Source organism: Myxococcus sp. CA051A (assembly GCF_013336705.1).
GTDB lineage: Bacteria > Myxococcota > Myxococcia > Myxococcales > Myxococcaceae > Myxococcus > Myxococcus llanfairpwllgwyngyllgogerychwyrndrobwllllantysiliogogogochensis.
Genome location: NZ_JABUMS010000020.1, coordinates 116,643 through 140,080, shown reverse-complemented (window position 1 = coordinate 140,080; position 23,438 = coordinate 116,643). Strand labels below are relative to the sequence as shown.

The 23,438-nt window shown below is 68.9% G+C and carries 20 protein-coding genes; 5 read left to right on the top strand and 15 right to left on the bottom strand.

The window, feature by feature from the left end:
* Positions 1-63: 63 nt before the first annotated feature.
* Entirely contained in the window at positions 64-1,065 is a 1,002-nt protein-coding gene (locus HUA74_RS38560) for a class I SAM-dependent methyltransferase (protein WP_174458572.1), read from the top strand.
* Between the two features lie 34 nt (positions 1,066-1,099).
* Here HUA74_RS38560 and HUA74_RS38555 read toward each other — a convergent pair whose 3' ends face one another.
* Positions 1,100-2,290 (bottom strand): hypothetical protein, encoded by a 1,191-nt coding sequence (locus HUA74_RS38555; RefSeq protein WP_141642417.1) that lies wholly within the window; start codon positions 2,288-2,290, stop codon positions 1,100-1,102.
* 235 nt (positions 2,291-2,525) lie between these two features.
* Here HUA74_RS38555 and HUA74_RS38550 point away from each other — a divergent pair, with 235 nt between their 5' ends.
* Positions 2,526-3,191 carry an RNA polymerase sigma factor gene (locus HUA74_RS38550; protein ID WP_174458571.1) on the top strand — a complete coding sequence of 222 codons (666 nt, stop codon included), beginning with the start codon at positions 2,526-2,528 and terminating at the stop codon, positions 3,189-3,191.
* Positions 3,178-5,010 (top strand): FecR domain-containing protein, encoded by a 1,833-nt coding sequence (locus tag HUA74_RS38545; RefSeq protein ID WP_174458570.1) that lies wholly within the window; start codon positions 3,178-3,180, stop codon positions 5,008-5,010. Before HUA74_RS38550 ends, HUA74_RS38545 begins: the two co-directional genes overlap by 14 nt.
* A gap of 29 nt (positions 5,011-5,039) precedes the next feature.
* On the opposite strand, the gene HUA74_RS38540 is transcribed toward HUA74_RS38545, so the two are convergent.
* Positions 5,040-6,233, bottom strand: coding sequence for a DTW domain-containing protein (locus HUA74_RS38540; protein WP_174458569.1), 1,194 nt, complete (start codon positions 6,231-6,233; stop codon positions 5,040-5,042).
* A 146-nt stretch (positions 6,234-6,379) separates the two neighbouring features.
* On the opposite strand from HUA74_RS38540, the gene HUA74_RS38535 reads away from it, so the two are divergent.
* Both HUA74_RS38535 and HUA74_RS38530 read left to right on the top strand, forming a co-directional pair.
* On the top strand, positions 6,380-7,144 hold the full coding sequence (locus HUA74_RS38535; RefSeq protein WP_174458568.1) for a 16S rRNA (uracil(1498)-N(3))-methyltransferase: 765 nt from the start codon (positions 6,380-6,382) through the stop codon (positions 7,142-7,144).
* Between the two features lie 33 nt (positions 7,145-7,177).
* A complete protein-coding gene (locus HUA74_RS38530; RefSeq protein ID WP_174458567.1) occupies positions 7,178-8,800 on the top strand; it encodes an aminopeptidase P family protein in 1,623 nt (540 codons plus the stop codon).
* Positions 8,801-8,914: 114 nt separating this feature from the next.
* On the opposite strand, the gene HUA74_RS38525 is transcribed toward HUA74_RS38530, so the two are convergent.
* The 13 genes from HUA74_RS38525 to HUA74_RS38465 form a co-directional block, all read right to left on the bottom strand.
* The gene (locus HUA74_RS38525; protein WP_254625447.1) at positions 8,915-10,084 is read right to left on the bottom strand and encodes a winged helix DNA-binding domain-containing protein; all 1,170 of its coding nucleotides are present in this window, start codon (positions 10,082-10,084) and stop codon (positions 8,915-8,917) included.
* A gap of 273 nt (positions 10,085-10,357) precedes the next feature.
* Positions 10,358-10,915 carry a DUF4123 domain-containing protein gene (locus tag HUA74_RS38520; protein WP_141642423.1) on the bottom strand — a complete coding sequence of 186 codons (558 nt, stop codon included), beginning with the start codon at positions 10,913-10,915 and terminating at the stop codon, positions 10,358-10,360.
* Between the two features lie 14 nt (positions 10,916-10,929).
* On the bottom strand, positions 10,930-11,460 hold the full coding sequence (locus HUA74_RS38515) for a hypothetical protein (protein WP_174458565.1): 531 nt from the start codon (positions 11,458-11,460) through the stop codon (positions 10,930-10,932).
* Between the two features lie 50 nt (positions 11,461-11,510).
* Positions 11,511-12,941 (bottom strand): DUF2914 domain-containing protein, encoded by a 1,431-nt coding sequence (locus HUA74_RS38510; protein WP_174458564.1) that lies wholly within the window; start codon positions 12,939-12,941, stop codon positions 11,511-11,513.
* A gap of 77 nt (positions 12,942-13,018) precedes the next feature.
* Positions 13,019-13,339 carry a Grx4 family monothiol glutaredoxin gene (gene grxD / locus HUA74_RS38505; protein ID WP_141642426.1) on the bottom strand — a complete coding sequence of 107 codons (321 nt, stop codon included), beginning with the start codon at positions 13,337-13,339 and terminating at the stop codon, positions 13,019-13,021.
* A 16-nt stretch (positions 13,340-13,355) separates the two neighbouring features.
* A complete protein-coding gene (locus HUA74_RS38500) occupies positions 13,356-13,613 on the bottom strand; it encodes a BolA family protein (protein ID WP_141642427.1) in 258 nt (85 codons plus the stop codon).
* Entirely contained in the window at positions 13,613-14,158 is a 546-nt protein-coding gene (locus HUA74_RS38495) for a YqgE/AlgH family protein (protein WP_141642428.1), read from the bottom strand. Before HUA74_RS38495 ends, HUA74_RS38500 begins: the two co-directional genes overlap by 1 nt.
* Before the next feature lie 86 nt (positions 14,159-14,244).
* The gene (locus tag HUA74_RS38490; RefSeq protein ID WP_141642429.1) at positions 14,245-14,706 is read right to left on the bottom strand and encodes a response regulator; all 462 of its coding nucleotides are present in this window, start codon (positions 14,704-14,706) and stop codon (positions 14,245-14,247) included.
* 93 nt (positions 14,707-14,799) lie between these two features.
* On the bottom strand, positions 14,800-15,612 hold the full coding sequence (locus tag HUA74_RS38485; protein WP_174458563.1) for an ABC transporter permease subunit: 813 nt from the start codon (positions 15,610-15,612) through the stop codon (positions 14,800-14,802).
* Positions 15,613-15,805: 193 nt separating this feature from the next.
* Positions 15,806-16,690 carry an ABC transporter permease subunit gene (locus tag HUA74_RS38480; protein ID WP_141642431.1) on the bottom strand — a complete coding sequence of 295 codons (885 nt, stop codon included), beginning with the start codon at positions 16,688-16,690 and terminating at the stop codon, positions 15,806-15,808.
* 160 nt (positions 16,691-16,850) lie between these two features.
* Positions 16,851-18,437 (bottom strand): peptide ABC transporter substrate-binding protein, encoded by a 1,587-nt coding sequence (locus HUA74_RS38475; protein WP_217443681.1) that lies wholly within the window; start codon positions 18,435-18,437, stop codon positions 16,851-16,853.
* Between the two features lie 242 nt (positions 18,438-18,679).
* The gene (gene lon, locus HUA74_RS38470) at positions 18,680-21,130 is read right to left on the bottom strand and encodes an endopeptidase La (RefSeq protein ID WP_141642433.1); all 2,451 of its coding nucleotides are present in this window, start codon (positions 21,128-21,130) and stop codon (positions 18,680-18,682) included.
* A 198-nt stretch (positions 21,131-21,328) separates the two neighbouring features.
* A complete protein-coding gene (locus HUA74_RS38465) occupies positions 21,329-23,398 on the bottom strand; it encodes a prolyl oligopeptidase family protein (RefSeq protein WP_254623996.1) in 2,070 nt (689 codons plus the stop codon).
* Positions 23,399-23,438: the final 40 nt, after the last annotated feature.

Below are 23,438 nucleotides of genomic sequence, written 5' to 3'. Positions count from 1 at the left end.
CCGCCCGAAGCGGCGTCTCGGTGCTTGTCGTCCGTCCGCGAGTCAGGGATGAGTGGGGCCGAGATGGCTGACCCACACGATACCCACGGCAACGGCGGCAACGAGGCACCAGGGCAGACCGAGGCGGCCATGTTCGCCAACCGGCTGCGCAAGGGCGCGAAGCACTTTCGCAAGTGGGCCCAGGCCCGGGGGCTGACGTCGTTCCGCGTCTACGACAGGGACATCCCCGAGTACCCCTTCGCGGTGGATATCTACGGCGACTGCGTCCACGTCACCGAGTACCCGCGCCGACGCGCGCTCAAGTCCGGCACGGCGGAGACGCAGCGCACGGAGGTGCTCGCGGCGGTGACGGAGGTGCTGGAGGTCCCCGCCGAGCGCGTCTTCGTCAAGACGCACACGCCCCAACCCTGGGGCCGCGCGCAGTACGGCCGCGTGGGCCAGGGCAATGGACGGCTCGTGGTGGAGGAGCGGGGCCTGAAGTTCTGGGTCAACCTGGGCGACTACCTGGACACCGGCCTCTTCATGGACCATCGCGACACCCGTCAGCGCGTGCGCGAGGAGGCCAAGGGCAAGCGCTTCCTCAACCTCTTCGCGTACACGGGCGCGTTCACCGTGTACGCCGCCGCGGGTGGCGCCGCGAGCACGGTGACGGTGGACCTGTCCAACTCGTACCTGGACTGGGCCGAGGACAACCTGGACCTGAATGGACTGGCGAACTCGCGCCACGAACTCATCCGCGCGGACGCGAAGGCGTGGGTGGAGGCCCAGGCCCGGGGCCCCGAGCGCTTTGACCTCATCGTCTGCGACCCGCCCTCCTTCTCCACCTCGAAGAAGATGACGGGCTCGTTCAACGTGCAGAGAGACCACCCGCGCCTGCTGGACGCACTCCGGACACTGTTGTCACCCGGAGGCGTCCTCTACTTCTCCAACAACTTCCTCGGCTTTCAGCTCGACGCCAAGGCGACGCGCGGCTGGAAGTCCGTGGAGGAGCTCACACCGGCCTCCATCCCCGAGGACTTCCAGCGCAAGGACATCCACCGCTGCTGGCGGATGGTGGCGCCCTGAGGACGGACCTCAGCGCGCCACCCGTCATGACGGACTACAGCCAGCAGACGTTTTCCTGGCAGCGCTCTCCCGCGGGGCACTCGCAGTTGGCCACGCAGGCCTTGCCGCTCCCTCGGTTGACGGGCTTGCACGCGCCCTCCGTGCAGGCCTCTCCCGCCGGGCACTCGCAGTTGGCGCGGCACACGGTGGTGGTGCCCGCATCCTGCGGCGTCGGAGGCGGAGGCGCGCGGCAGTAGTTGTTCGTGCACACCTGACCTGAAGGACAGTCGCAGTTGGCGGCGCAGGCATTGCCCGGGCCCGCGTCGGGAGGAGGAGGCGGCGGCGCGGGAGGACGGCAGTAGCCGCTGGTGCAGACCTGGCCGGAGGGGCAGTCACAGTTCGCCAGGCACGTCTGACCCGGTTCCGGCTCCGTGGAGCGGCACTGGCCGTTCGTGCAGACCTGGCCCGAGGGGCACTCGCAGTTGGCGCGGCACTCACCGCCGTGGGGAATGGGCAGGCAGTAGCCAATCTGGCAGGACTGGTCCGCGGGGCACTGCGTGGTGGACTCGCACTGCGCACGGCACTGGCCGTCCACGCAGTCCTTGCCACCCGAGCAATCCGCCGCCGTGCGGCACGCGTTCGGGTCCGGCGGACGCGGGCGGCACACGCCGAAGACACACGCCTCGGTGCTGGAGCACTGCCCATCCGTCGCGCAGCCACGGTGACACTGGTTGTTGATGCAGTAGTTCCCCGTGCCGCAGTCCGCGTTCACCTGGCACACGGGCCCCGGACCCGCATCCATCGGAGGATGCCCCCCGTCGGGAGGACCCGCATCGGGACGACCGCCGCCATCCGGGCGAGGACCACCGTCGGGCTTCGGGCCGGAATCGGGAGTGCCGCCGTCACGCGGCGGCCGCGAACTACTCGGGGTGCAGAAGCCGTCCTCGCACCTGCCACCGGAGGAGCACTCGGCGGTGCGGGTGCAGGGCTGATTGCAGACGGAGTTGATGCAGATCTCCGTGCCGGGGCATTCGAGCGTGGAGGTACACCGATCCGCGTTGGGCCCCAGGTCGCGACAGTAGCCCGCACGGCAGTACTGGTCGGCGTCACAGTCGGCGTTGGTGGCGCAGTAGCAGAGTTCCTCGTCGTCCAGCCAACTGTCATCGTTCTCGTGGATGATGCAGCCAGAGAATGCGAACAACACGAGGAGCGGCGCCAGCAGGCCGCGTGCGGGGTGGTGCCTCATGAGCGGGGACTCCATGCTTCGGGGAACCGGTCCGGCCACCGGGTGGGTTGTCCGGTTTCACCCGCGTTCGACTCCGAGGCGCTGACGGCTGATCAAAAATCTTTTTTGATCGGGTCACGTCGCTGCGGCGACCCAGGGGCACGGAGGTAGTGTGCTGGCCTGGACCTTTCACATGGACGGTGGGGCGCTCCTACAGGGGGGGACCTCATGGCGCGTCCCGGAGGGAGAGCGTCCGGTGATCTTCCGCGAAGCCCAGGCATTGGCGCCGGCCGCCTCGCCCGAGGAGCGCCCTGGACAGGGCCCTTCCTCACCTCCCACGTCGGATGAGCCCCAGCTCCAGTCGCTGGTGCGCCGGCTCCAGGAAGGAGACACCACGGCCTTCGAGCACCTCTACGAGCTGACCCGGGTGGACGCCGCGCGCACCTTGCGGCACCTGGTGGGCAATCGCGTCGACGTGGAGGACCTGCTCCAGGAGGTGTACCTGCGGCTCTTGACGGCGGTGAAGGGCTTCAGGGGCGAGTCGCGCTTCCGGACGTTCTTCTACCGGGTGTGCTCGAACGTGGCGCTGTCGCATCTGCGCTGGAAACGGCGCAGGCCCGAGGACTCGGTCGCGGAGCCGCCCGAGCAAGAGTCTCCAGACGAGGACCCGGAGCGTGCCGCATCGCGGCGGCAGGCGGCTCGGCTGGTGGAGGCGGCGCTGGAGAAGCTCAAGCCGAAGAAGCGAATCGTCTTCGTGTACTACGAGCTGTGCGGAATGAGCCCGGACGAAATCGCCGAGGCCGTGGGAAGCTCTCCCAACACCGTCCGCAGCCGCCTGCACCACGCGCGATTGGAGTTCAACGAGGCCATGCAGCGACTGCTCGCCACCCGCCGCCCTGGAGGCCCTCATGGCGCACCCTGAGGCACGGGCGCTGTGGGCGCTGGCGGCGAACGAGCTGAGCGCCGAGGACACGGCGAGCACGCGCACGCACCTGTCGAGCTGCGCGACCTGCACCGCCGAGTGGGAGCAGGTGCGGGCCAGCCGCGCCGTGCTGCACGAGGCCAGGAGCGTGGAGCCCCAGGTGAACTGGGACGCGGTGGGCACGAAGCTGCGCGCCGAGGCCGCCGCGCGGCTGGAGGTGAAGTCCTGGCGGTCCCGATGGCCGTGGAGCACCGCGACGGCGCGACGCTCCGGGAGCGAGGAACACGCGCGACAGGAGGGGAAGTCCACCGCGACCTTGTCGCCCGTGAGAACGGTGAGCGCGCGACGGGCGGACAAGTCATTCCGACCGACGTGGCCCTGGGCGCTCGCGCTCGCGGGAACCTGCGCCGTGGTGTTCGCGCTCTGGGTGAGCCGTCCAACAGGGCCGTCCGTGAGTCCCCGTCCTCCTGAAGCGGTGCTCGCGGAGCAAGCGGCTCCGCCTCCCGAGGCGACGGTGGCGATGGGCACGCCCACGTCCCCCGCCGAGCAGGATTCGACCCGAGCGGAGAGCACGACGGGCGCGGTGATGCGCGAGCGCGGCGGCGCGGAGCGAGAGCTGCGGGCCGGGATGCGTTTGCGCTCGGGGGCGGCGGTGAAGACTCCGGCGCGAGCCTCCGCGATGTTGCGCCTGCCGGACGCGAGCCGGGTGAGGTTGTCGTCGGACTCGGAGGTGGAGCTGTCTCGCGCGGAGGCGAGCGACGTGCACCTCACGGTGCGCCAGGGCCGGGTGTCCGTGAAGGCCTCGCATGCGGAGCGCCGTGGCTTCCTCGTGGACGTCGCGGGCCTGCGAGTGTCGGTGGTGGGCACGGTGTTCACCGTGGAGCGCACGGCCCTGGGGGCATCGGTGGCGGTCTCCGAAGGTCGAGTCCGCGTGGAGATGCAGGGCCAGCCCGCGCGGATGGTGGGCGCGGGCGAGCGTGTGGAGTTGTCCGAGCAGGGGGGCGCGCTAAAGCAGGAACCGCTGTCCGAGCCGGACCGCGATGCGCTCGACTCGATGGACCTTCCCACCGAGTCGTCCACGCAGGAGCCAGGCCCGACGGTGCCGACAGGTGCGAGCACACCCGAGGCAGCTCCGAGCGTGGTGCCGGCGGTGGCCCATGCCCCCCAGACGCCGAGCACCGTGAAGCCGGCCCTCGCAACGGAGCCCTCCCACAAGGTGGAGCGCAAGTCGAAGGTGGTGGCCGCATCCATGAAGTCTCGACAGGAGAAGGCTCCGCTTCCGCCAGAGGCATCGGAGGTCAGGGAGAAGTCCCCCGTGGAGCCCACGTCACCGCCGCCGACCGCGGTGGCCTCGTCAACGCCCTCGCCGGCCTCCACTCCTCGGAATCCCGCGGACCCCACGCAGGAGTTCGCGCCCTACCCCGCGCCGTCGGTGACGGAGAAGCTGCCTCCCGCGCAGCTGGCTCCCAACGTTCCCGAGACGAAACCGCCGGTGCAGGTGGCGGAGCGTCCTCAGCCCAAGAAGAAGGAGGGACTCATTCCGATGTCCCTGCTGTCGAAGGACGCTGACGAGCGGTTCCTGGGCTACGCGCGAATCCAGATGGGGCCACGGACGTGTGAGAACTTCCTCGCGGGCCTGGAGGAAATCGCGGACAAGAGCCCACGCACGGACCACCGCGAGCAGGCGCGCTATCTGCGCGCACGCTGCTTCGAGGAGCGGCTCCAGGGGCAGGACGCGAAGATGGAGTATCGCCAGTACCTGAACGACTTCCCGCGCGGCCGGTACGCGCGAGAGGCCGGCACCGCGCTGCTGCCCTGAACCCCGCGAGCACCCCGGTGCCCAACGCGTCAGCCTTCGGTGCCCGTGCGCTGTTGCTTCACCCGCTTCATCGGCTCCTGGGCGAGGCCACGCTCCACGAGCACGCGCAGCACGGACTCCAGCGCGCGGATGCGCGTGCCCGCGCGCCCGGGTGCCCACGAGGGCACGTCCGGACCGGCCAGCAGCTCCATCGCGTGCTCCACACCGCCGGCCTTGCCCTCCAACGCACGCGCCGTGGCCAGCCGCACGTTCCTCGCGGGCCTGCGCTTCACCCCGCCGCTCCACAGCAGGTCCAGCGCGAACGTCGTCCACACCGCCAGCTCGTCATCGGGACGCAGGAAGCGCTCGAACCGCTCCAGCGCCTGCACCCGAGGCTCACCCGCGCGCAGCACCTCTTCCGACAGCTCCACGTGCAACGTCGTGCTGCGAGCCAGCGGCTGCTCGGGCGCGATGATGGCCTCGAAGCGCTCGCCCGTGGCCGGACGACACGCCACCACGTGCACCAGCTCCGGCGGGATGTCCGCACCCGTCGGGTGCGCATTCGCCTCGCCGTAGAAGACGACGAGGTTCTCGAAGTCCTCCGCCAGCGAGCGCAGTTCCTGCGGCGGACGCCACGGACCAAAGTGGATGCGGCGCCGGTTCGGCGACGTCCGCGTCGACTGTCGCCCCAACTGCGTGTCCACCATGTACTCGAACGCCTTCAACATCGTGTCGAAGCGCTCCGGCTCACCTTCCAGCAGCCCGAGGATCTCCACCACCGCCTCGATGGTGGAGACGCAGTGGTCCGCGGGCTCCGCGCGGATGCGGTAGTTGCTCGGGCGGCGAGGCACGAAGCCGATGCGCGGCAGCCCGGCGAGCAGCGGGTTCCGGGCGACGACCTTCTTCGCCTGTGGCCAGGTGCCATCCACCACGATGAGCGTCTTCGGCGGATGCGCGCGCGCCTGCTCCACGGAGATGGCGTCCTCCCCAGGGAAGAGGACCGCGACGGACCCGGGGTCCGCGGCCAGCTCCTCCAGCCGGGTGTGGCCGGTGAAGTCGACGCCGTGGTGAAGCTCGGAGTTGGCCAGCGCCAGGTGCGCCATGCGCGCGGTGCCAATGGCCACGCGGCGCTCACGCGGGTGCTGGAGGAAGACGACGCGGGTGCGAGTGTCCAGCCGAGGCGGCAGTTGCGAGCAGTAGCAGGTGCTCTCGGGGCGATGGCAGCGAAGACAAAGGTTACGCACAGCCCGGCTTTACGGCACGGCCCGGGGCCGGGCAAGCACTGCTGGTGGAAGGGCGCCCCACCTGTCAGGGAGCCGGGCGCTCCAGGGCCACCCCGGAGGGAAGAAGGGCCCCACGGCGCCCCCTGGCCGGGGTACAGAAGCTCCCCGTGAACCTGCTGCTGCTCTTCGACGAGGACTTCCTTCCGGACGGCACCGCGCGCCTCACCGGCCGCCGGGCCCAGCATGCGCGCGAGGTGCTCCGCGCCGAGCCCGGCGAATCCCTGCGTGTCGGCCGCCTGGGCGGACTCATCGGCACCGGCGAAGTGCTGGAGAACAGCCCCGGCGTCCTCCACCTGCGCGTGGACCTCACCGAGCCGCCTCCGCCGCGCGCCCGCATCGACCTGCTGCTCGCCATCCCCCGGCCCAAGGCGCTCAAGAAGGTCCTCCCCGCCGTGGCCTCGCTGGGCGTGGACCGCATCGTCCTGGTCAACGCGGCCCGGGTGGAGAAGAGCTACTTCGACTCCAAGGTGCTCGACGGCGCCTTCGTGAGAGAGCTGCTCCTCCAGGGCCTGGAGCAGGCCCGCGACACGTACCTGCCGGAGGTCCTCGTCCGCGAGCGCTTCCGCCCCTTCGTCGAGGACGAACTCGACACCGTCTTCCCCCCCGACGCCGTCCGCCTGCTCCCCCACCCGCCCGCGAGCCAGCCGCTGCGCGCCGTGTCAGCAGCCCCCGGCCAGCGCTCCGTCCTGGCCATCGGCCCCGATGGGGGTTGGGTGTCGTTCGAGGCCCAACTGTTGGAGTCCCACGGCTTTCGGCCGTTCTCCCTGGGGCCTCGCATCCTCAGGGTGGAGACGGCGGTTCCCGTGCTCGTCGGGCAAGTAGCCCTTCTCGCGGAAGACACTGCTCCGCGTCAGGATGCATCTCGGGCTTGAGGAGCGCGGGGCGCTGTTGAAGAGTGCCTCGCCATGGCCACGTCCATCCCTTCGTCCCCGGTCGCTTCCGACAGCTCGCAGCCCGCGGTCGGTGAGCAGCAGCCCCTCGTCACGTCCGAGCCGCAGGCGCCAGCGAAGCCCGCCAGCCACGACTCGGTGCCGCCGCCCGCGCTGCTGGACTTCATGCTTCAGCAGTGGAAGCCCTCCGCGCAGAAGCTGCCTCCGCGCATCAAGTACGCGGACGCCTTCAAGGCCCGTCGCAAGGCGCTGTCACAGGCGTTCCCCGGAGAGACGCTGGTCATCCCCACGGGCCACGAGAAGGTGCGCGCCAACGACACCTACTTCCGCTTCCGCCCTGGCACGGACTTCTACTACCTGACGGGCAACCTGGAGCCGGACTGCGTGCTGGTGCTGGAGCCGAAGGACGGCGGCGGCCACACGGACATCCTCTTCGTGGAGCCCAACCCGGGCCGCGCCAACGCGACGTTCTTCACGGACCGCGTGAAGGGCGAGCTGTGGGTGGGCCCGCGCCTGGGCGTGCCGGAGAGCCGCGCGCGACATGACGTGGACGAGGCGCGCGGACTGGACACGCTCGCGGACTACCTGACGGGCCTCAAGGGCGCGGCGACGAAGCCCACGCGCGTGCTGCGCGGCCACTCGGCCAAGGTGGACGGCGCGGTGACGGAGGGCGGCGAGCGCGACAAGGCGCTGGCCACCACGCTGTCGGAGATGCGGCTCATCAAGGACTCGCAGGAGCTGCGCGAGCTCCAGATTTCCATCGACGCCACGCAGCGCGGCTTCGAGGACGTCATCCGCAGCCTGAAGGTCGCCAAGAGCGAGCGCTACGTGGAGGGCGTGTTCAACCTCCGCGCCCGCGTGGAAGGCAATGACGTGGGCTACAACACCATCGCCGCCAGCGGCTCGCATGCGTGCGTGCTGCACTGGACGCGCAATGACGGCCCGCTGGTTCCCGGGGACCTGCTGCTGCTGGACGCGGGCGTGGAGGGCCACACGCTCTACACGGCGGACATCACCCGCACGCTGCCCATCTCCGGGCGCTTCACACCGGAGCAGAAGGCCATCTACGACCTCGTGTATGCCTCGCAGGAGGCGGCCTTCGCGGCGGTGAAGCCGGGCAACGACTTCATGGAGCCCAACCGCGCCGCCATGCGCGTGCTGGCCGAGGGGCTGCAGAAGCTGGGCATCCTCGAGAGCGCGGCCGAGGCGCTCAAGGACGAGCACCAGTTCTACAAGCGCTACTCGCTGCACAACGTCAGCCACATGCTCGGCCTGGACGTGCACGACTGCGCGCAGGCGCGGCAGGAGGCCTACAAGTACGGCAAGCTCCAGGCGGGCATGGTGCTCACGGTGGAGCCGGGCCTGTACTTCCAGAAGGACGACCTCACGGTGCCCGCGCGCTACCGAGGCATCGGCGTGCGCATCGAGGACGACCTCGTCGTCACCGCTCGGGGTTGCAAGGTGCTCTCCGCCAACATCCCGCGCACGGTGAAGGACATCGAGGCGTGGATGGGCGGCCTGTGGAATGCCGACAAGGCCCCGGCCGCGAAGGCGAAGAAGTCCGCCGCGAAGAAGCCCCAGGCCCGCGTCGCGAAGAAGGCCCCCGCGAAGAAGGCGAAGGCCGGCAAGCGCAAGTAGCACGCGGCGACGGAGTCGGGCCCGACGGTCCGACTCTCGGCGCCCGACGCGGGGCTCGGAGTCACAAGCTCCGAGCCCACCTTGTGGCGCGAAGCCCGACGCCCCCCGTTCGCGTCAGGACACCGGCGCGAAGTGGACGTCGTGGGACGGGCTGTCAGGAGCCGCGAAGGCGAGCAGCCGCGCCCCCTCCTCCGTCAGCGCCGCGCGGTCCTCGCGCGCAATCCGTTCGAAGGGTTCGATGCGCAGCGTGACGCGCTCCTTCTCGCGCTCCAGCTTCCACATCCCTCGCACGAAGCCATCCACCAGCACCGTCGGACGGATGATGCCGTTGATGGTGAAGACACGCTTGCGGTAGGGCTCGGAGATGATGCGCGAGCGCTCCGCATGCGACAGCAGCAGGTTGTCGAACTCCGCCACCAAGCGCACCGGAGCCGGCGTATCCCCCTCTGGCCGAGGCCCGTCCGGCACATCGAACAGCTCGACCCCCTGCTCGTCGCGGAACGTTCGCAGCCGAGGACGAAGCTGCTCGACGGTGTCCGCCAGTCGAATCAGCCCGGACCAGGCCTGCATGTCCTTCACGCTCGCGGGACCGAAGGCGCCCAGGTAGCGCAGCACCACGTCCTCCAGGGGCAGCGCGGGGCCTGGCGGCTCACCGAACCACGACTTCGACGTGGCGAACTCCACCTCTCCGCCCACGCCCCACGTCCCGAAGGGAGGCACGGTGACGAGCGGCTCAGCCACCCGCACCACGAAGCTCAGCGCACGAGCATCCCGCTCCGGCCAGCGCGCCTGGAGGCGACGCCCCAACTCCACGGTGCTCAAGGGCTCCTTGGCGAGCAGCTTCCGTCCCTCGGCGACCACCAGGTCCAGGTCCAACCCCACCAGCTCCCGCGGATAGACGCTCTGTTTCATCATCCGGTCCAGGACCGCCTGGAGCGTGGGCCGCAGGCGCTGGAAGTCGCGCGCGGTGACGAGGTGCTGCGTGGACCGCATCATCGTCGCCCGAACGACGGTGCGCTCCTGGTAGCACCGCGTCAGGTCGTCGAGATGGAAGTCCTTCATCCGCGTCCAGAGAGCCAGGTAGGGCGCGTTGCCGGCCTGCGCTTGAAGCCCCACCAGGTGCTCAATCACCTCCGGGAGCGAGCTGGCCGTCCGGCGCAGCAGGTACTGCCGCTGGAGCAGGGCCCGGTTGAGCTCCCGCGTCGTCAGCACCGGAGCCAGTCCACCCTTCCCGCTCCGACGCGGGGTGGTGGCGGATGACGGGCTCTTGCTTCGAGGCGACAAGGCGACCTCCTTCACATTCCGGGGTGCGGCAACCACGCGCTGGCGACGTCCCGGGTTCTTCGCACCGCCCACCCTGGAGCGCGTCTCTTCGGCCGGAATGAAGGGGAAAGGCAAGAACATCAAGGGGATGGGAATCATGGGGCCTGGGGTCCTGGGCGGGTCCGGAAGCTCGACGGCTTCGTAAGACGCACCATGACCCTCGGGCGTGACAGCTATATGTCAGGTATCTGGGCAGGCGCCCCGCCGCCCGCGCGCGACGAGAAACACGGCAGCTCAGGCGGCGACGGTGTCGGCCAGGAGCGGCACGCGCTGGAGCAGGAGTTCCCCGTCGCGCAGCGAGAAGCGCAGCAGCGACGAGCCCTCCTCGTCCTCCATCAAGAACGAGCGGACGGGACCGAAGACGAACTGGAGTTCCTCGGCGTTGCACGTGGGCAGGTACGTCCGGAGCACTCGAGGGTCGTAGTAGCGGAAGTAGAGGCGCTTGCCCCGCTCGTCCTGGACCTTGAGGAACCGTCGGAAGTGACGGCGCAGCAACTCCGGCGCGACGGGCGCCTCGACGTAGAGCCCCCACGCGCGGCCCCACCCCGTACCGAGCAGCTCTCCCAGGAGAGGAGCATCGGGCCGCAGCCGGACCAGGTAGGGAGCCACCTCGGCCAGCTCGGCGGGGATGCGCCCTTCGTAGAGACACGAAGCGGCGGGCTCCCAGCGAATCAGCGAGTACACGCGCGGCTCACGGGCCGCGTCGAGCAGGGCGTAGCGCTCCAGCGGAGGCGAGCCCTCTTCCGGAGCCGCCCAGAGCAACGCTGACAAGTGTCTGGCGCGCGGTGACATCCTCGTTCTCCCCTTCAGGCGGCGCGCTTCTGGGGCCCTTGCAGGGCCTTCTTCGCGCACTCCTCGCAGAAGGGCGTGCCGTCGGCGGCCGCCTGTCGCAAGGCGCGCACCTGCGCGGCGATGTCCTGCTCGAGCGTGGGAGGCGGAGGCGCGGGACGCTCCACCGGAGCCTCGCGTTCGATGACCACCGGCTCGGTGAACGGAGGCGGCACGTGGCGTACGAGCGGCACCTCGCGCACCGTCAGTTCGCCATCGAGCAGGGCCCGCTCCAACCGCTGCTTGAGCCGCTGTTCGAAGTGCGTGCGCTCCAGCGTGGACAGGCCCATGGGACACATGCCGCCCAGCGTCTCGTAGAGCGAGTACACCGTCGCCCGCGAACCCGCGAGCCACCGGTCCAGGTGCCAGATGGCCAGCCCGCCCGCCACCGGCGCGAAGCCCTCGCCGTCCTCGAACGTCATGTCGACGGCGCGCGCAATCTCGTAATCGAGTTGCGTTCCCGGCAGCAGCCAGGACCGCGCATGGGAGGACTTGCGGCGAGGAAGCATGAGCTCAGTATCTCACAGGGCTTCGCGCGAAGTGACGGCCCCGCGCGCGACTAGGGCGTGGGCGAGGGGGCGACTTCCACGGGGATGGGGGCTTCGTCGGTCGGAGCCGACGCGGGCGGTGCCGTCTCACCCGGAACCTTGTCGGTAGGCTTGCGCGTCTTCGCCCACTCCTCGGCGGAAAGGGGGATGATCTCCTTGAGCGTGGAGTACTCCACCTTGAGGTCGCGCGGCTCGGTGCGAGTGTCCAGACCGGCGGTGAAGGACAGGCGGTTGATTTCGTGCCCGGCCTCCGTCTCCAGCACCACGCGCCAGTTGCCGGGCTTCAGGTTGGACGTGGTGGCGTAGAAGCGGTAGCCGCCGTCCGTCCCGTTGCTGCTGACGTTGGCGATGAAGCCGTTGCCGCTGGTCGTCCAGCCCTTCTCCGGGTGGTCGTAGTACCAGCGCACGCGCACCTTGTAGGGCGCGAAGTGCTTCGGGGCGAAGATGCGGAAGAAGTAGTACGGCTTGTCGCCGGGCCGAATCACGAAGTCCGGGCCGAACCACGTCCACGGCTTGTACCAGAGCGAGTCGTCCACCGAGGTGAGCTGGTACAGGCCCGGACTGACGCGCTTCACCTCGTGGAAGATGCCCGAGTACTGCACGGCCAGGGGAATCGGCGGGATGACGCCCACCAGGTAGCAGATCAGCAGCGCCGCCTGTACGCCGAAGCCCGGCAGGGCCACCTTGCGCACCACGTACTCGACATCCGGGCGCAGGCGCTCCATCAGCCGCATCAGCCCGAACACACTCGCGCAGCCCAGGGACACGGCCAGCAGGAACACCCAGAAGCCCATCCGGCCGATGAGCACGGGCAGGAGGAAGGCGAAGTACATCGTCACGCAGAGGCTGAGCAGCGACACGCGGACGATGGGGCCCAGTTGCCGGAAGCGCGGCAGCTCGTTGGCCACCAGCAGGCCGAAGAGGCCCACGATGAAGAGGTACGGCGTGAAGCCCGACGTGCTCTTGAACAAGAGCAGCATGAAGACGCTGAGGAGGCTTCCGAAGAAGAAGTGGATGGCGTCTTCGCGCCAGCGCCACACCTTCGACAGCACCCCCGGGGGCGGCGTGCCCTCCGGAAAGCGCTGCTCCAACAGGATGAGGGTCGCCAGGATGAGCAGGTAGGCGAAGCTCTGCACCATCGTCAGCGTGTCGTCGATGCGGCTGAGCGAGACGATGTCGTAGAGGAAGCCGCCGAAGAAGAAGGCGGCCATCTCCCACTTCTCGTGCCGGGTGCGGAACGCCTGCACCTTCTCCATCAGCGTGGGCGTCTTCGCCGTGGCCACCAGGTCATCGGGGTCCACCACCGCGGGCACGACGCCCGGTGGGGCATCCGTCAACACGACAGCGGCGTTGGTGGCGGCGTTGGAGACCGGCGGGGCACCCGACGGGTCTGCGGTCTCTTCGGTCTTCTCGGACGGGTTGGGCTGAGTGGCGGTGACCACGGTGTTTCCTCGCGGGAGCGGCCACCCATTCTACCCGCAGGAGGGGAGCAAATCTCCCCTCCCCCCTCCAGCCCGGGTCAGGCCGGGGGCTTGCCAGCGACCAGGTCGGTCAGCTCGCCGCGCTCCGCGATTTCGGCCAGGATGTCCACGCCGCCGACGAACTGCCCGCGGATGAAGATCTGCGGGATGGTGGGCCAGTTCGTGTAGTCCTTGATGCCCTGGCGAATGGCGGGGTCGGACAGCACGTCCACCGTGAAGACCTCACCGTGGGGCTGGAGTATCTGCAGCGCCCGCGCGGAGAAGCCGCACTGGGGGAACAGGGCATTGCCCTTCATGAAGAGGACGATGGGGTGCGACTGGGTCAGCTCGTCGAACCGGGCCTTGAGCTCTGGGTTCATGGATGGGTCTCCTTCGTTAGCGGTTCCCGAGCTTCTTCCACTGCTCGGGCGAGTAGGTCTTAAGGGCCAGGGCATGCAGTTCGCCCGACTTCAGCCATTGCTGGAGCGGCGCGTACACGAGCTGGTGTTGCTGCACCATCGCCTTACCGGCGAAGTCGGGGCTGATGACACGGGCCTCGAAGTGGTCGCCCGTCCCCGTGGTGTCCTGGACCTCCACCTCGGAGCCCGGCAGGGCCTCCAGGATTCGGCTGCGGACGAAGTCTGCGTCAAGCATCAGTTCATTCCCCTTCCCATCACCAGCATGGCTGGGTCCACGCCCATGCCACGCAATGTCGTCTCCCACAACTTGCCAGGCTCCATATCCAGCACCGCGTCCGCGCTGGCCTCGGTGAAGAGCCAGGAGCCAGCGGCAATCTCGCTCTCCAGTTGCCGGGGTCCCCAGCCCGCATAGCCCAGGCAGAAGCGCAGGCGGGGCGCCCCGCGCTCCAGCAGCGGCCCCAGGGCATCCAGCGTCACGCTGAGGAACAGCCCGGGCAGCACCGAGTGCTTCTCCAGGACACCTCCGTCGTCGTGCAGTACGAAGCCCCGTTGAGGCTCCACGGGGCCGCCGACGAAGACGGGCTGGCTGGTGCGCTCCGTGTGGATGTCCAGGTTCTGCCCGCGCGCCAGCTCGCCCAGGGTCAGCGGTGCGCCCCGGTTGACGACGAGCCCCATGGAGCCGGACTCCCCATGCTCAATCATCAGGATGACGGAGCGGTAGAAGTTGGGGTCCCCGAGCTGAGGCATGGCCAGCAGGAAGCCGGGAGCGAGGTTCTTCACGAGCCGAGCATCAACCGTTCGAGCGGGCGGCGCAACCGGAACCGCCCCCGTCGGGGCTCGCTCCGAGCACGCCGCCGCCCTGGCTTTCAGTGCCAGCTGGTGTGCTTGGACTGCAGCGCCTCGGAGAGTCGCTCCGGGTTGAGCGGCTTGCCGATGAAGAGGTCCGCGCCCAGGCCCTTGCACTTGCGCGCCATGGCCGCGTCGCTCATCGCGCTCACGCCGATGAGGACCGCTTGCGGGAAGCGCTCGCGCAGTCGGGACATCAGCGTGGCGCCGCTGCGACCGGGGAGGAACACATCGACGATGGCGGCATCCATGCGCTTGTTGCGCACGGCGAACTCCGCCTCCTCGGCGCTGCCCACGGGCATGGGCTCGTATCCCCAGCCCGCCAGCATCTCCACCAGGATTTCGCGGTGGGATGGATCATCCTCCACGACAAGGACCGAGCTGCGCACGGTCTCCACCTTCAACTCGTCGCTGCGTTCCGTGCGCTCCTTCGCGTCGTGGCCGAGCACGGGGATGGTCTCTTCAGTGGTAGGCAGGGACATGAGGGCACCGGTTGGGCAAAAGGTTTCCGTGTGATGGGAACCCACATTTCCACGGTGGGAATTCCTCACACCCACCGGTGCCCCGGTGCTTGCTCAGGTGGCCTTGCGAGGGCTCGCCGAGAGTGCCTGGGAGGCGAGCGAAGCGCCGAGCACCAGGAGGACGAGCAGCGCCCAGGCGGGCAGGACGACGCGAGCGCCGCCCTCGTAGATGAGGGCCGCGTAACTGGTGCCCAGGTAGCGCCCGAGCGACATGGGTTCCATGCGCGCGATGCCGAAGAAGCTCACGGTGGACTCGGTGAGGATGGCGGTGGGCAGGCGGCTGAGGAACACGGCCAGGGCGAAGGGGCGCAGGGCGGGCCAGAGGTGGACGCGCAACACATGCGTGCCGCCACCGCCGAGTGCTCGGGCCGCGGCGACGAACTCCTGTCCTTCCAGTGTGGCCAGGCGATTGCGGAACATGCGAGCGGGGCCCGCCCAGCCGACGAGCGCGAGTGACGCCACCATCAATCCGAAGGGGCCCAGGCCGCCGCTGTGTCCCGCGTCCGCGAGGGATTGGCCCGCGAGTTGGAGCACCATGACGACGAGCACGTCGGGCAGAGCGAAGACAGCGTCCACGCCGCGCAGCAGGGCCTGCTCCCACGCGCCACCGACGAGTCGAGCCACGGCCGCGACGATGAGGCCGATGAGCGTGGAGAGCCCGCCCGCGCACAGGCCCACGGCGAGGGACACCCAGAGCCCACCAAAGGCCAACTCGCACACCGTGCGGTCCGGCCGCGTCGGGTCCACGCCCAGCGGACAGGTGCTGGCGAGCCAGTCCGGGAACAAGCGCCCGGCCACGAGGCTCAGCGCGCCGAGGCCCACGAGGAGGATGAGCCCGAACGTGGCGCGAGCGGGAACGCGTCTCATGCGAGCACCTCGAGTGGAGCCGGCGACCTCGGGCTCACGACACCGTGCATACGGCGAGCCCCGCGTGTGCGCGGCATCAGCGAGTCACACGACCGCGGTCTCACGAAGCCGCGCGCGGGGCGAGCGTGACACGTGCGCGGAATCTGCGCATCGCACAACCCCGCTCCGTAGCAGGTGGATGCAGGAACAGGCCTCATGCGCGTGCCTCTCGTGAGCGAGGGTCCACCGCATACCGCGTGAGTTCTACCGCGAGGCTGACGACGACGAGAAGCGAGGCAAAGGTGGTGGTGGCCACCACGACGACGGCCACCTGTTTGTTGAGGACGGCGAGGACGTAGAGCTGACCGAAGTACGGCAGTCCCAGCACACGCTCGGCGGCGAACGAGCCGGCGAGCAGCGCCGTGGCCACCGGCCCCACCGCATCCAGCAAGGCGGGCAGCACGTTGGGCAACACGTGACGGCGAAGCACCGTGCCGGGGGCGAGCCCCTTGCCCAGCGCGGTGCGCACGTAGTCGCGCGACAGTTCCGTCTCCAGCGAGTCACCCACCAGGGTGCCCAGGAAGATGCCGGGCCAGATGGACGTGACGAGCGCGGCGCAAAGCTCCGGCAGCATGTTGCCGCGCTCCACCACGGCGGGAGCGAGCAGGAGCGCGGGGATGAAGACAGGCGTGCCGAAGGCCAGCGCGGGCACGACATCGCCCAGCGCGGCCCAGCGGCCCCGACGCCAGCGCGTGCGCACCATCGCGAAGCCGAGCGCCCACGTCAGCGCCAGGGGCAGCGCGAGCAGTCCGACGCCGACACTGCCGGACAGCTTGCGCGCCAGCTCGTCGCCGGTGACTCCTTGCGCGCTCGTGCCCAGTCGCTCGCCGCGCCAGAGCTTCTGCCACGGACGAAGGAAGCCCAGCGGCTCGCCGATGCCCAGGTCCCGTCGATACGACGCGGCCAGCTCCGGTGACACCTGTCGCTTCGCTTCGCTCTCCGTGGTGAGCGGAAGCATCGCCATGAGGAAGTACGAGGCCACCGCCACGAGCGGTACCAGCACGAGCTGTCGCGCCAGCTTCTGGAGCACCGACCTCATGGCGTGACCTCGGCGCGCTGCGACTCCACCGGGAGCAGACACAACGGGGCCAGCGCCATGTGCCACAAGCACCCTGCCTTCATGGCGTGACCTCGGCGCGCCGCAGCTCCAACGGGAACAGCCATGATGGTGCCCGCGCCGCGCGCCGCACGCATCGCCGTCATGGCGCCACCTCGGCCTGCTTCGGTTCCGGAGCGGACCGGCGCAGCGTGCGCAGCGCCAGGAAGTTGAACGGGTCCACGTCCAGACCGCGCAGCGTGTCCCGAGCACGGAAGTAGCGGTCAGGGTGGTAGAGCGGCGCAATCACCGCTTGCTCCCCCACCAGCACCTCCTGCGCCTGGGTGTACAGCGCATGGGCGCGGGCCTCATCCGCCTCACCATCCGCCGCCTCCAGGAGTCGCTCGAAGCGGCCCATCGGCTCCCCACCCGCCTGCGTCTCCCAGCCCGTCTGATGGTTGCCCTCGCGCTCGAAGAGCGTGAAGAACGTATTCGGGTGCGCGTAGTCCCCGCCCAATCGGCGCAGATACAGGTCATACGCGCGAGGCCCCTGCGCCGTGCGCCGAGCCACCTCCGCCATGAAATCCGAGCGCGCTTCCAGCACCACCTGCACACCCACGCGAGCCAATTGCGCCGCCACGCGCTCCGCGATGGCGACCTCCGGCACGAAGTTGTCCCCAGCGCGATACACGAGCCGCAACGGCCGCTCCAACCCGGGCACCCCAGTCAGCTCCTGCTTCGCGCGCTCGGGCTCGTAGTGCGGCAGTCGCGCCGCCTCCTCCGTCGAAGCCGCACCCGGAAGTTCCGGAGGCAACAACACATGCGACGGACGCGAAGCCGGCAGCAACCCCGCCACCAGCGCTTCCCGGTCCAACGCCCGTGACAGCGCGCGACGCACCTCGGGCCTGTCCAGCGGAGCGCGCTCCGTGTTGAAGGCCAGGTAGTACGTCGACAGCAAAGGTTCGCGCTGCAGGTCCTCGGGCCGCTTCACGCGCAGGGCCGCGGCACTGTCCACGAAGACGAAGTCCACGCGGCCCCGCTCGTACAGCGCCGGGCCAATCTCCGACTTCATCAAGGTGATGACGGGCACGGGCGCCTCGCCGGGCACCAGCGGCGGAGGAAACGCCGAACGCGGGTTGTACACCAGCCGCACCCGCTCGCCCGCGCGGTCCCAGCTCTCCACGCGGTACGGCCCCAGCGCCAACGGACGTCCGTCACGAGGCCGGTCGAAGTAGTCACGGACCTCCTCATCCGCCCTGCCCTCCAGGTCCGCGGCCGGCGCCGGATAGAAGATGTAGACGTTGGCCACACGGGCCAGGAAGTAGCTGCGCGGATGCACCAGCGTCACCCGCAGGGTGTGCGCGTCCACGGCCTCCACGCCCACCCGCTCCATCGCCGCGCGGAGGTCCGCCTCGGGCGCCATGCGCTCCTGGAGCGCCAGCACCTCCGATGCGCCATCCAGGTCCGCCATCTCCCCGCGCTCCCGCCCGCGCAGCGCACGTCGCCATCCCACGACGAAGTCGCGCGCGGTGAGCAGCGAGCCATCGGACCAGCGCACATCCCGACGCAGGTGGAAGACGTAGACCTCGCGGCCCTTCTCATCGCGGGTGCGCTCCCAGCGCTCCGCCAGCCCCGGCCGCACCGAGTGGTCCGCCCCCAGCACGGTGAGACCGCGCTGCGTGGCCAGCATCACCGGATAGTTGGCCCAGCTCTCGGGGTCCGAGTGACTCCAGTCCAGTGTGGTGGGCATCGCGGGCACCACCACCTTGACGCCCGCGTCGGGCTGAAAGCCGCACGGCCCGCAGGCCCCGGTCACCCAGGCCAGCAAGAGACACCACCAGGCGAGTCGCGCGCGAGGAGCCACCGGAGCACGTTGTACCCCGAAGCGCCGCTCCCCCGAAAAGGAGAAGCCAGGAGACCGGCGACTCCTGGTCGGCCGGCATCCTGGCTTCGGTACCTCACGGAGGAAACTCCTCCGCTGTCACCCCGGAACTAGGCCGGGGCGGGGGCCGGCGTGGACGGAAGGTCCGGCGGCGCGGCCTTCAGGCTGTCGGAGAACGGCTTGCGGCCGAACTCCTCCGGCTTCTCCAACACCAGCGCCTCGCGCAGCACGTCGTCCACGAACTCCACCGGGACGATGCGCAGCTGCTTGCGAATCTTCAACGGGATGTCCTTCAGGTCCTTCTTGTTCGCCTTCGGGATGAGGACCGTCTTGATGCCCGCGCGGTGCGCGGCCAGCGTCTTCTCCTTCAGGCCGCCGATGGGGAGCACCCGGCCACGCAGGGTGATTTCACCCGTCATCGCGACATCGCGACGGATGAGGACCCGCGTGAGCGCGCTCACCAGCGCCGTGCAGATGGTGACACCCGCCGAGGGACCGTCCTTCGGAATGGCGCCTTCCGGCAGGTGGACGTGGATGTCGTAGTTCTCGAACACCTTGCGGTCGATGCCGAAGCGCTCGGCGCGGCTGCGCACGTACGACATGGCCGCCTGGGCGGACTCCTGCATCACCTCACCCAGCTTGCCGGTGATGATGAGCTTGCCCTTGCCCGGCATCACGGTGGCCTCGGTGGTGAGAATCTCACCACCCAGCTCCGTCCACGCAAGGCCGGTGACGATGCCCACCTGGTCCTCCTGCTCCGCCACGCCGTACCGGTAGCGCGGGGTGCCCAGGAACTTCATCGCCATCTTGCGGTCCACCGCCATGTCCCGCTTGCCGTTCTTCAACACGTCGCGGGCAATCTTCCGGTACACGCCGCCAATCTCACGCTCGAGCGAGCGCACGCCGGACTCACGCGTGTAGCGGTGGATGATGGTCTTCAGCGCCTCTCGGCTGATGTCCACCTTGATGTCCGCCAGCCCGTTGGCCTCCTGCTCCTTCGGGATGAGGTAGCGCCGGGCGATGGAGAGCTTCTCCGGCTCGGTGTACCCCGCGATGCGAATCACCTCCATGCGGTCCTGGAGAGGACCGGGGATGTTGTGCATCGTGTTCGCGGTGCAGATGAACATCACCTTCGACAAGTCGTAGTCGAGGTCCAGGTAGTGGTCGTTGAAGTTGTGGTTCTGCTCGGGGTCCAGCACCTCCAGGAGCGCCGCGCTCGGGTCGCCTCGGAAGTCCGTGGACATCTTGTCGATTTCGTCGAGCAGGAAGACGGGGTTGTTGCTGCCCGCCTTCTTCAGCGACTGGATGAGCTTGCCCGGCATCGCGCCGATGTACGTGCGCCGGTGGCCGCGAATCTCGGCCTCGTCACGCACGCCGCCCAGGGACAGGCGCACGAACTTGCGGCCCGTGGCCCGAGCAATGGAGCGCGCCAGCGACGTCTTGCCCACGCCCGGAGGACCCACGAAGCACAGCACGGGGCCCTTGAGCTTCTTCACCAGCTGCTGCACGGCCAGATACTCGAGGATGCGCTCCTTCGGCTTCTTCAAGCCGTAGTGGTCCTCGTTGAGCACCGTCTCCGCTTCCGTCACGTCGAGCCTGTCTTGCGTCTCGTCGTACCAGGGGAGGCTGATGATCCAGTCGATGTAGTTGCGGACGACGGTGGCCTCGGCGCTCATCGGGCTCATCATCCGGAGCTTCTTCAGCTCCTTCTTGACCTTGAGCGTGGCCTCCTTGCTCATCCGCTTGTTCTTCAGCTTCTCTTCAATCTCCTGAATCTCGTTCTTGAACTCGTCGCGCTCACCCAGCTCCTTCTGAATGGCCTGCATCTGCTCATTCAGGTAGTACTCCTTCTGGGTCTTCTCCATCTGCTTCTTGACGCGGGTGCGGATCTTCTTCTCCACCTGGAGAATCTCGATCTCCCCCTGCATCAGCTCGTACAGCTTCTCCAGCCGCTTGGCCGGGGACTCCGTCTCGAGCAGCGCCTGCTTGTCGTTCAGCTTCAGCGACAGGTGCGCGACGATGGTGTCAGCGAGCCGCGCCGGGTCGTCGATGCTGGCGACCTGCATCAGCATCTCTGGCGGGATGCGCTTGTTGAGTTTGACGAAGGCCTCGAACACGGAGTGGACGCTGCGAACCAGCGCCTCCAGCTCCACGCTCTTCTCCGTCTGCTCTTCAACCTCCTCCACCTCCACCATGAAGAAGGCGTCGTTGGGGTGGAACTTCTTCACCTTGGCCCGGCGCACGCCTTCCACCAGCACCTTCACCGTGCCGTCAGGCAGGGGAAGCAGCTGGATGACATGGCCCATGGTGCCGAAGTGGAAGATGTCGTCAGGAGAGGGGTCATTCGTCTTGGCCTTCTTCTGGGCGGCCAGCAGGATGACGGCCTTGTCGTCCGGCCCCTTGTGAGCCATCGCGTCCTTCAACGCCGCGATGGACTTCTCCCGGCCGACGAACAGCGGAACCACCATGTGCGGGAACACGATGATGTCCCGAAGGGGCAAGAGCGGGACGGTGAGTCCCCGCTTCTGGGCTTCCTTCTTGTCGTCACGTCCGAAGAACATGTATCCGCCACCTGCTGGCCTACCGGGAGGGTAGGCCCCTGAAGAGTTGCCCGGTTGCTCGCCCGACGAGCGCTTACCCGGGGTGAAGCATGTCTATAACACGTCGGTTTCAGGCGCCGTTCCCCGCCTCAAGATTGGGGAACGACTTGCTGCCTTCAAGGGAACACCCGGAGCCGACTCGGGTGTCCGCCTGGGGTGTCAGCGGCCCTGCGCTGACTGCCCACCCTGGAGCCCTCCCACCTCCAACGCCTGGAACAAGAACGCGTACTGGTCCGCGCTGGATTCAATGCTCTTGGCCACCTGGTCCGCGCCACCATGTCCCGCGTTCATTTCGATGCGGAGCAGGGCGGGTGACAAGCCGCCAGGTGCGTTCTGCACCGCCGCGATGAACTTGCGAGCGTGCATGGGGTCCACCCTGTCATCGTGGTCCGCGGACATCATCAAGAGCGCGGGGTAGCGCACGTCCGAACGGACGTGGTGGTAGGGCGAATAGGCGTGAAGCGTCCGGAAGTCCTCGGCCTTCTCCGCCGTCCCGTACTCGGGAATCCACGTCCGCCCGCTTCCGAAGAGGTGGTAGCGCACCATGTCCAGCAGGGGCACCTGGCACACCACCGCGCCGTACAGCTCCGGGCGCTGAGTCATGGCCGCCCCCACCAGCAGGCCGCCGTTGCTGCCGCCCTGGATGGCCAGGCGGCGAGGCTGGGTGTACTTCTCGCGGATGAGGTACTCGGCGGCGGCGTGGAAGTCGTCGAAGACGTTCTGCTTGTTCGCCTGGCGACCGGCCTCATGCCACGACGTCCCGTACTCGCCGCCCCCGCGCAGGTTGGCCACCGCATACACGCCTCCCGCGTCCAGCCAGGGCAGGATGCTGGCTCGGAAGCTGGCCTCCATGTTCACGTTGAAGCCGCCATACCCGTACAGCAGCGTGGGGGCGTCACCGTCCCGCTTCAGGCCCTTTCGGTACACCAGGAACATGGGCACGCGGGTGCCGTCCTTGGAGGGGTAGAAGACCTGGTCCACGGTGTAGGCCGTCGGGTCCATGGGCAGCTCCACCTGGGCCCACAGCTCTGACTTCCCGCTCTGGACGGACGTCTTGTAGACGCGCCGGGGCGTGGTGAAGGACGTGAAGACGAAATAGGCCTCATCCTCGTCCTCCAGGCCGGACAGGTTGGAGGCCGCGCCCACGCCCGGCAGCTCCACCTCGCGCACGGGCTTGCCCCGCAGCGTCGTCACGCGGATGACGGTGGTGGCGTCCTTCATGTACTCCAGCGCCAGGTGCCCCCCGACGATGTTCATCGTCTGGAGCGAGGCCACCGGGTCCTCGGGGACGAGCTCCTTCCACGAGGCACGTGCGGGGTGCGCCGGGTCCACCTCGAACACGCGCTGGCGCGGAGCGCCCTCGTCGGTGTTGACGTAGAAGCGGCCCTTCCAGGCCAGCGCGGTGTAGCGGGCGCCCTGCCCCTTCACCAGCAGACGGAAGTCCTTCTCCCCGGGCCGCTTCCAGTAGATGTCGTTCTCGTTCCAGCCCCGGAGCACGTAGACGAAGAGGAACTGGCCGTCGCGGCTCAAGTCGCCCTGGAGGAAGGTGCTCGGGTCACCCGTGTGCGGGTGCACCAGCGCATCCTTCGCGGGGTCCTCGCCGAGCGCGTGGAAGCGCAGCGTGGTGTAGCCCGGCCGCGCGTCCACGGGGATGGAGGCGTCGGTGGGCAGCCACTCGTAATAGAAGCCCTTGCTGTCCGGCGTCCACCGGGGCTGGGCGTACTTGGCCCCCTCGATGACATCCGCCTTCGACCACTGGCCCGAGTCCACGTCCATCACGTGCAGCACGGCCTCGTCGGCCGCGTTGGGCTTTTGCGCGAAGACGAGCTTCTTGCCGTCCCACGAAGGTGCCCACGTGCCCAGCGACACGGAGCCGTCCTGGCTCCAGCCGTTGGGGTCCAGGAGGACTTTCTCCGCGCCCTTCTCACCGTCGCGCCAGTAGAGGACCGCCTTCTCCTTGTCCTTGTGGGTGCGCATGTAGAAGTAGCGGCCCGCGCGCCGGCTGGGCATGGAGATGGAGTCCACGTAGAACAGCTCGCGGAAGCGGCGCACCAGCGCGTCGCGGCCGGGCACCTTCGCCAGGGCCTCGCGCGCGACGGCATCCTGCGCCTTCATCCACGCCTGGACTTCGGGTGCCTTCTCGTCTTCCAGCCAGCGGTAGGCGTCCGACACCGGCACGCCGTGCACCGTGTCCACCACCGCGTCCACCCGTGTCGCCGGGTATGCCATGCGCGAGTGTTCCTCCTGGGCCCGCGCCCCCACCGGAGGC